The following is a 7,719-nucleotide window of genomic DNA, read 5'->3' as shown; positions in this document are numbered from 1 at the left end:
GGGGCAGCGCCCCGCCCTGTTCGGCTTTACATATTCAGCGGGCCGCCGTGCCTCAGCCTCCGTCAGACCTTCCCTGCCATTTTGATAATCAGCAATTCCACGGCCCGCTTTGTCCAGTTCCCAGACTTCCAGCGGTCGGGGCTGTCAATCACTCCAGCGGCTACAAGCCTGTCCACGGCCTTGTCCAACTCGGAGGCCTCCTTATACCCCGGCCAGCCCAGCACGGCCTTCTCGCTGCCGCTGCGGCTGTCCCAGCGCGCCCTGACGGCCCGCACATCCACATGGGTGAAGGATTGATACACACCGATGCCCCCGGCCCCCGGCTGCAAAAACTCCGCATACTGCGCAATCGTCAGCGGCGACACGCCCGCAATGGTGATGTCCGCCGCCTTGCCCAAAAGGTGCTGGGATTTAGGAGCACCGCCCTGCTCGGAGTTCCACGCCGCCGTCCGATAGGCGCTGTTGATGGTGACGGGCTTCCCGAAGTGGCCCCGGATTTTCTGGAGCAGCGCCACCAGCTCCTCGGAAATCAGCACCGTATTGCTCCCATCATGGCAGGCAAATTCCGCTACGGTGAAGTTCGCGGACAGCTTCACGCCGCCGCTTGTCCTCTTTGAATAGTTCTTGACGCTCATTTCTGCACCTTCTCCGCCTGCGTTCCGAAGTAGAACGCAACGACCACCGTAAATACCGTCAGGAAGTCCGCGCCGGAGATGGTTCCGCGCAGCGCCAACGCGGCGAAAACAGCCGTCAGAACGACCGTAACAAGGCTTTTGATTGTCAAAAGGTTTGCCAGCCGCTTCTTCAAAAGTTCCATATGTACCTTTCTTTCTGTGGCGGGGCTTGTGCCCCGCCCCCATCCGTGTTATTCCTCGTCGGGCCGCTTGATCGGCTCACCGGGGATCAGCTCCCCATCGACGATCACGCCGGGACTGTGGCTCGTCAGCACCGCCTTGGTGGCGTAGCCCAGCTCGTCATAGGTGATTGCAAAGCAGCCCTGCTGCACGGTCTGGCCTGCGTGTTCGGGCTTTCTGCTCATGTCGGGATTGTTCATACTGATGTACCTCCAAAAATATATTTTCTGCCGCTCCTGCGGCTGGATTACAACTATTTATCTCCGGTCAGCTTGTCCCCCGCGCTGTCCACGGCCTTTTTCCCAGCCTCCAGCGCGGATACCAGCCACCCCGGAACCGGCGCACCGAATGTCACGGCGTGCTCCGCGAGACTGCCCAGCTCCCCGATGATGTACCACACAATTACCAACGGCGCCAGAAGCACGGAATACTCAAACGGCAACGTAATGCCGGGAATATTTGCGACAACCAGACCAATCAGCCAGTCCGCCACCAGAGTGACCACCACAATCACTACCTCGCCGCCTTTGTGCCACGCGCCGGCCCGCAGCTTCGCGCTGCTCCACTTCCCTTTCTTGAAAGCCGCCGCGCTGCCAATCAGCCAGTCCAGCAGCATCATGCCCACCCAGACCACCACCAGCCACCCGAACCAGCCCCAAAAGGCCGTCAGCGCCGCCAGAATTGCGGCAACAGCCGCTTTTGTATTTAACAACGCATTGTGTTCCATTCCCAATTCCCTCTTATTTCAAAAAGTATCGCGGCCTCTCGCCGCCCCGGACGGCGTACCGCATCCAGTCCAGCCCCACAATCACCGGCCCGGCGGCAAGGCACCACAAACCCGCAAACTGGAGGCAGATTTGTCCCAAAAGATTTCCCGGCATTCCGGAGTAGTCCCACACGCCCCAGCCCAGCCAGAGATTGACGATGCACCCCGCAAGAAACTCCGCCGCCGTGATGGCAAGGCCGCTTAAAATTGCCTGCACCCAGATGGGACACCGCCACGGCAGCTCCGCGCCCATGCGCTCCATGACGAGGCCCAGCAGCAGCGCCAGCACCAGCATGGTCCAGCTAATCCCCTCGGGATGGCCCCGGGCAGACTTCCACGCCACTTCCAACAGGAAATACGCCGTGCCGATGAAGCACGCCAGCAGGCCGGAAAGAATCGCGTCCCCCGCTTTACTCATTGCCGCCTCCCAGCATTGCCGCAATCTGCGCGTCACACTGCGTCTGGTAGTCCTCCGGCAACGGCGTATTCCAGTCCACCGCAGCGGCCTCGGTGAGCTTGTCCGCGTCGGCCAGATCATGGGCCAATTGCTCCAGCCAGTCGGAGCGGATTTTGCAGGAGATGATGTAGGCATAGCCACGCTGAAACAGCTCTGTGAACTGCGTCGCCGTGTAAACCTCATGCGTTACCCGGCTGGTATCATGCCAAAAGACTCCTGTGGCTCCGGACTGCACGGCTGCATACTGAGTCTGAAGGTCCCGCTGCTGTATCTCCGTCAGGGTGTAGTGCAGCATCCCCCGCCCCAACACATCCGCGTCGAAGCCCCCGGTGATGGCCTCGGCACAGGCCGCTTTGATGGCTTCGCTGCTTTCCGATTTAACGGTATCCAAATTTAATATTGGAGTTTCAGAAAAAGCCTCAGTTGCAGAATCATAGTACCAATTTGATTGGACATCATCCGGTGCTTCAATACAGTGTGATGCAAATTCCTTGCTGTACCATTTCTCAACTGGTGTTGCGTAGGAAGGTATGATTTCAATAACCCTATTGCTGACAAGTCTAACAATTTTCATGTTTACTCCCCCATTGCGTATACAACAACTAAACCCGGGCCTCCATCTCCGCCCGCAGCACCTGGTATATCATTTTGTTGTGAACGTGTTCCGGTTCCACCTCCGCCGCCACCGCACGCTATGCCTCCATCTCCACCAGCAGTCGGTTTAACTGTAGGATTCGATCCATACCAACCTATTCCGCCGTTTCCACCATTTCCTAGATTAGAAATTCCTCCAGCCCCTGGCGGGTTATAATCTCCTACGCCACCGCCTCCGCCACCAGCTATGAGTGACGAATACGGAGAAACAAGAAGAGAAGCTATAGCAGATTCACCACTTGATGCTAACGTCATGCCATCTCCTTGATAATTCCTACCACCATTGCCACCTTTAGCACCACCATCAGTTTTACTGGCAGGACTTACTGTGTTATTTGTTCCATTTAGTCCACCATATCCACCATAAGCAAGGTAGTTTAAGAATGAAGACGTCCCACCATTAGTTCCATTAGTTGGATTAACCGCCGGCGCCATAGTTGTTCCTCCAATTCCATGTATTCCTTTTGCTCCAACAACTATAGGTATTTCCGCCACCACCTCCACCACCGCCGCCAGCAATAACAGCCATAAGCAAAGTTTTGCCAGCAACAGCAGTATAAGTGTAAGCGCCCGGTGTGGAAGACCGAAATACCTCAGTAAACTTTAATGCACCCACAGACATAGCCCCAATCTGCGCCGCCGTTACCCCGTGAGGATTATCCGTCCGCCCCGTGTGGGCCACAAGGTTGGCCTGCACCGTTGCCGCGCTGCCGGACGCTTTTTGATCAGCGTAAGCGAAAATATCCTGCGCCTTACCAGTTGGATCATAAGTTGTTGCCAGCATGTCTCCCGCGCCCTCACCGTCAACACCCTTTGCCGCAATCAGCGTCCAGAACTCCGTGTTTGTCGGCAGATTTCCCGTCCCTGCTTGAATGCACACGTAGCTGCTCCCCAGATAGGACACCTTGTTCCCTGCCGTATACGCCTTCGCGGCGTTAAAACTTTCCCATACATTTCTGGCACTCTCCGCCGCGGCTCGCTGCGCTTCAGCACCAACTCTGGCGACTTCCGTTGCCGCACGGGCCGCCTCCGCCGCAGCTCTCGCAGTTTCCGCGTTCACGCGCCCCTGTTCTGCTCCCGCGCGTCCGTTTTCCGCATTTACCCGGCCGCTCTCCGCCGCGCTTCTCGCAGTTTCCGCACCAATCCGGGCGCTTTCCGCGCTGCTGCGCAATGTCTCCGACGACAACCGCTCCGCCTCCGCAGACACACGGCCGTTTTCTGCACCTAAACGCCCGCTCTCCGCCGTTACCCGCAGCGCTTCCTCCGCCTGAATCCCGGTTTCTGTGGCATTGATTTCCTCAATGGCATCCACCGCCGCGTTATAGGCCGGGGCCACGAGCTGGCGTACCATCTTATCAAACACGGCTTTGTTCTGCGCAACGGTACCGTTCAGGACGTTGGGCGCGGAGCAAACGCCGTTTGCATCCATCTGGGCTTCTGTGATTTTCTGTAAAGCGTCCATACTTTCCTCCTTATCCCTTGTAATTGCTTCCGGGTTCTTTCCACTCCAGCCCAAACGAGTAGATACCAAACGGTTCGTTTTTTTCGCTGTTTTTCAGCCGGAACCGCACCTTGTCCACCTTCTTGATTTTCACTTTGCTCACCAGTGTGTGAGATGTTCGGTCCGCGGAGAAAACAAACTTGGAAAAGTCGATATAGCTCCAATCAAAATACCGGGCCTTTTCCTTTGCGTCATAGATCTGGCTCCAGATACCCTTTTTCTGAACGTCCACCTTCACGCCGGTGAGCGCCGCCGCGGCCAGCAGCACCGAAATGGAGGTAATGGTTTTATTCTTGAACATGACTTTGCCGCTAAAGTCGCTGGTTTCCCAATAGGCCTCAATGGCTGTCCCGTCGTCGTTGTAGCTTTCCAGATCGTCCACGTTCACGGCAAAGCGGCAAATAGTTCCATCCGCTTTCCCGAAATACAGCGTCTCTCCCTCTACCCACAGGCACCGGGCATTGATTTCCGGCCAGAAATAGGCTTCATACTGATAAGAGGAATAGGGGTTGTTTTTTTCATAGGTCTTCTGCTGGCCGTCCAGCAGGTATATGTCTCCGCCCACGCTCAGCACGTAGAAGTCCCGATAAACCACCGCAAATGCATCCGCGATACCAGAGGCATCCCGCAGTGCGCCGCGAATGAAGAAGCTTCGCTCCTGCGTGTACTTTTCTCCGGTCAGCTCCTCTGCCGTGATGGCGTAGACCCCGGCCCTTGTCAAGAATACCGGCTCTTTGCCCATATAAGCAAAGCTGCGGGGAGCCGCCGCGCATTCTCCAATCAGCGTGTTGGTAATCTTGAACAGCGCCTCTCCTGAGTCGTCAATGCTCCCCTGCCGCACCACCACGTTGCGCTCTCCCTCGTCTCCGTCCAAGCAGGTGGCAAGCGTATTTCCCAGAATGACGTAGCCCACCACTTTTCTCCCGTCCCGCGAAACCTTCGTGTACCCGGTGTCGGGCCAGAACGCAGGGTTTTCAAAGCCGGAGTACCAGTCAAAGCCGGGTTTTTCCGGATTTCCTGAAAGGAAAACTCTGTCTGCCGCGCCGCCCACGCCGTAAACCGTGTGCACGGTGCATTTTTCAATATTGGCAAGCGTCCCTCTGTCCTTGGACGCCGTGATTTTCACGTTGTCCTGCCCGGTCACCGGTGTTACCCCCGGCGCCGTGGTAAAGGTCACCGTCCCCGCCGCGCGGTTGACCGTGAAGTCTGTCCCCTCTGTTTTTTCAACCCAGTCTCCGCCGCTATTTAAAATTTCCGCTGTAACAGGGGTGCTGTCCAAATCCGTGGTCGTCAGTTGATAGACGGTATCGGATTCTTTCCCCAAAAACGTTTCGGTCCATTTTGTGCCGATCATGTTCAGGGCTTCATAGGCCGTTCCTCCGCCGCTGGGGGCCCGGCTGATGATAACGGTAGGCACATATGCCTCCGTGCTCACCAGAGCCACGTTTGTTCCGTCGTATACCCGGAAATGTGCGCCATCGAGGATGTACAGTTTTTCATCGAATCGAAATGCGCCCGAAAAGGCGTCCGCCATGTCGGCAGCCAGCTCCGTCCATTCCGTGTCGGTTCCGTATGCCCATAGATACAGCGCCGCTCCGGCGTGCACCAGCCATTTTCCGTCAAGCTCATACACGCCGTTGATGCGCCCGCCGTTGGGCGCGGTCGCAATGGTGGTATAGCCCATGCGCTTCCGTACTTTACCCACCTGATCCCGTATCATGTTCGGCGCGTTGGGTGAGCGGGAGAAATCCACGTTGCTGGGGCTGTTGTTTAAGTCAACGCCCCGGAAGTATTCGTTGACCTTTGTGTACTTGCTGTCCCCTTCCGGAATTGAAAAGGTGCTCATTCGTGCCTCCCCTTCTTACCACCAGCCAGTGGTATTTTGATAAGACCCGCTCCCGGTCGGCCTTTGGCGGTGGCTGCTCTGAAGCTTTTGCAGCGCGTCTTCAAATTCATTCCGGTACTGCACAGCCATGGAAAGATCATCGTCTTTATAAAGCTGAGATGCCATGTACAGCGGCAGAAGCTCCGCAAGCTCCCGGGGTACGTTCAGCTCCGCCGCGCCGTCTGTGGTGGACGTGAGCAGGGTCGCATAGCGCAGATAGTAAATGGTCACGGTTTCCGCTGCGGCTCCGCTCACCACAAAAATGCTTTCGTTCTCCACGCTGTATTCCGTCATGCGCCGGTGCGTCCCGTCAATGTCCTGATAGATTTCGTCCGCGTCCAGCGCCCGGAAGTCCGGGCAATAGTCCTTCAGCTCCACCTGATAGGCCGCGCTCGGATTCACCGGCAGCGTCAGCTTCCCGTCTTCCTCCACCGCCTCCGCCGCGTCGGCCGAAAGTATAAGGGTGAACTTGCCCCGGACGGGAATCAGCGCCGTCACCATGCTGAGCGCGTCGTTGCAAACCCCCGGCATGGCGTTGATGTACTCCAGATTTCCGTCGTCCTCCGTCAGCTCTGCCGTCTCATTGGAAAACATGAGCTGCAAGGTTTTCAGTTTGATTTCCGCCCAGGTCATAAAATCTTCTCCTTTTTTGGAAAAGCCCGGGAGATTGTCCCCCGGGCTTTTGCCTTACAGATTCGAGCCGCCGGTCACGCCGCCCGCCAGCGCAAACCGCCAGTCCACGAAGCCCCCGGTGAAGCGGGCAAATCCATTCCACATGTTGTTGTCGTTGTTGTTGTCCACCACGGACTTCACATCCAGCTTCGTGCGGTCCAGAAACACGGGGCCGTCCTGATCCTCAAAGAACTTGCTGTCCAGCAGAAACCACGGATTCCCCGTGATGCCCATTACGCTCATCATGTAGGTGAGATACGGGTCCACCATCACGTTCCACTTTCCAAACTGGAAGTTGAAGGCGTTGTTGGCGGTAGTGGGGTCCTTGTCCGCGCCGATAGCGGCAAACACCGTCCGCTTCAAAATGGGATCGTTAGGAATCCAAATGGTGTCCGGGGCCACACTCAAAAGCTCTCCCGTGTCGCCCTTGGTGTTCTGCATGGCTGCCTCCGCCGCGTCAAGGGCAGTGACAGAAAACACGTCGGCGTACAGATTGCTCTGCTTCTTATTGTCCACCAGATTCGGATGGGCTTTGGAAAACAAGGACTGCTGGTCCGCCGAGGTGGTTTTGAACTTCTTTCCCTTGTAGGTCACAGTGGTTCCGGAAAGCCCGCCCAGATACAGCGCCCGGCCGAAATTCTCCCGGGTGCGGTTATAGGCGGTCACCAGTTTGCTGGCCTTCTTCTTCATGGAGCCGATTTTGTTGTCGTCGGCCATTTCCCGGGTGACCACGAAGCGGTTTTTCCATGTCATATGCTCCAGCGTCTGGTCAAACCCCTCCCCAAAGTTGTTTTCGGGATAGGTCCCGCCCTCGCCCACGGGTTCAAAATCCTCCATGGCGGTGTCCCCGGTGTATTTCTCGCCAAAGTTGCGGCTGGTATCCATGCGGAACAGGTGCTTCAGCAGGCTCTGCTGCTCAAAGCCCTCGCC

11 protein-coding genes are annotated in these 7,719 nt (G+C 56.9%); all 11 read right to left on the bottom strand.

What is annotated here, in order from left to right:
* Window positions 1-62: 62 nt before the first annotated feature.
* Complete coding sequence (locus tag RT018_RS13965) at window positions 63-635, bottom strand: D-Ala-D-Ala carboxypeptidase family metallohydrolase (protein WP_312942902.1); 573 nt, start codon at window positions 633-635, stop codon at window positions 63-65.
* Window positions 632-817 carry a hypothetical protein gene (locus RT018_RS13960; protein ID WP_312942901.1) on the bottom strand — a complete coding sequence of 62 codons (186 nt, stop codon included), beginning with the start codon at window positions 815-817 and terminating at the stop codon, window positions 632-634. Before RT018_RS13960 ends, RT018_RS13965 begins: the two co-directional genes overlap by 4 nt.
* Window positions 818-865: 48 nt before the next feature.
* Window positions 866-1,054, bottom strand: a complete 189-nt coding sequence (locus tag RT018_RS13955) for a hypothetical protein (protein WP_312942900.1) — start codon at window positions 1,052-1,054, stop codon at window positions 866-868.
* A 53-nt stretch (window positions 1,055-1,107) separates the two neighbouring features.
* Window positions 1,108-1,581, bottom strand: coding sequence for a phage holin family protein (locus RT018_RS13950; protein ID WP_312942899.1), 474 nt, complete (start codon window positions 1,579-1,581; stop codon window positions 1,108-1,110).
* Between the two features lie 13 nt (window positions 1,582-1,594).
* Window positions 1,595-2,038, bottom strand: coding sequence for a putative ABC transporter permease (locus RT018_RS13945; protein ID WP_312942898.1), 444 nt, complete (start codon window positions 2,036-2,038; stop codon window positions 1,595-1,597).
* Entirely contained in the window at window positions 2,031-2,468 is a 438-nt protein-coding gene (locus RT018_RS13940) for a hypothetical protein (RefSeq protein ID WP_312942897.1), read from the bottom strand. Before RT018_RS13940 ends, RT018_RS13945 begins: the two co-directional genes overlap by 8 nt.
* A 185-nt stretch (window positions 2,469-2,653) precedes the next feature.
* Window positions 2,654-3,166 (bottom strand): hypothetical protein, encoded by a 513-nt coding sequence (locus tag RT018_RS13935; protein ID WP_312942896.1) that lies wholly within the window; start codon window positions 3,164-3,166, stop codon window positions 2,654-2,656.
* A complete protein-coding gene (locus tag RT018_RS13930) occupies window positions 3,150-4,193 on the bottom strand; it encodes a carbohydrate-binding protein (RefSeq protein ID WP_312942895.1) in 1,044 nt (347 codons plus the stop codon). Before RT018_RS13930 ends, RT018_RS13935 begins: the two co-directional genes overlap by 17 nt.
* 10 nt (window positions 4,194-4,203) lie before the next feature.
* On the bottom strand, window positions 4,204-6,078 hold the full coding sequence (locus RT018_RS13925) for a hypothetical protein (protein ID WP_312942893.1): 1,875 nt from the start codon (window positions 6,076-6,078) through the stop codon (window positions 4,204-4,206).
* A gap of 15 nt (window positions 6,079-6,093) precedes the next feature.
* Window positions 6,094-6,750, bottom strand: coding sequence for a hypothetical protein (locus RT018_RS13920; protein ID WP_312942892.1), 657 nt, complete (start codon window positions 6,748-6,750; stop codon window positions 6,094-6,096).
* A 54-nt stretch (window positions 6,751-6,804) separates the two neighbouring features.
* Window positions 6,805-7,719: hypothetical protein (locus RT018_RS13915; protein ID WP_312942891.1), on the bottom strand; the 915-nt coding region annotated here is incomplete at its 5' end.

Origin of the sequence: Oscillibacter sp., from assembly GCF_032060045.1 — a bacterium.
Lineage (GTDB): Bacteria > Bacillota > Clostridia > Oscillospirales > Oscillospiraceae > Oscillibacter.
Note: the sequence above shows the minus strand (reverse complement) of the source record. Positions and strands in the feature narration are given on the sequence as shown.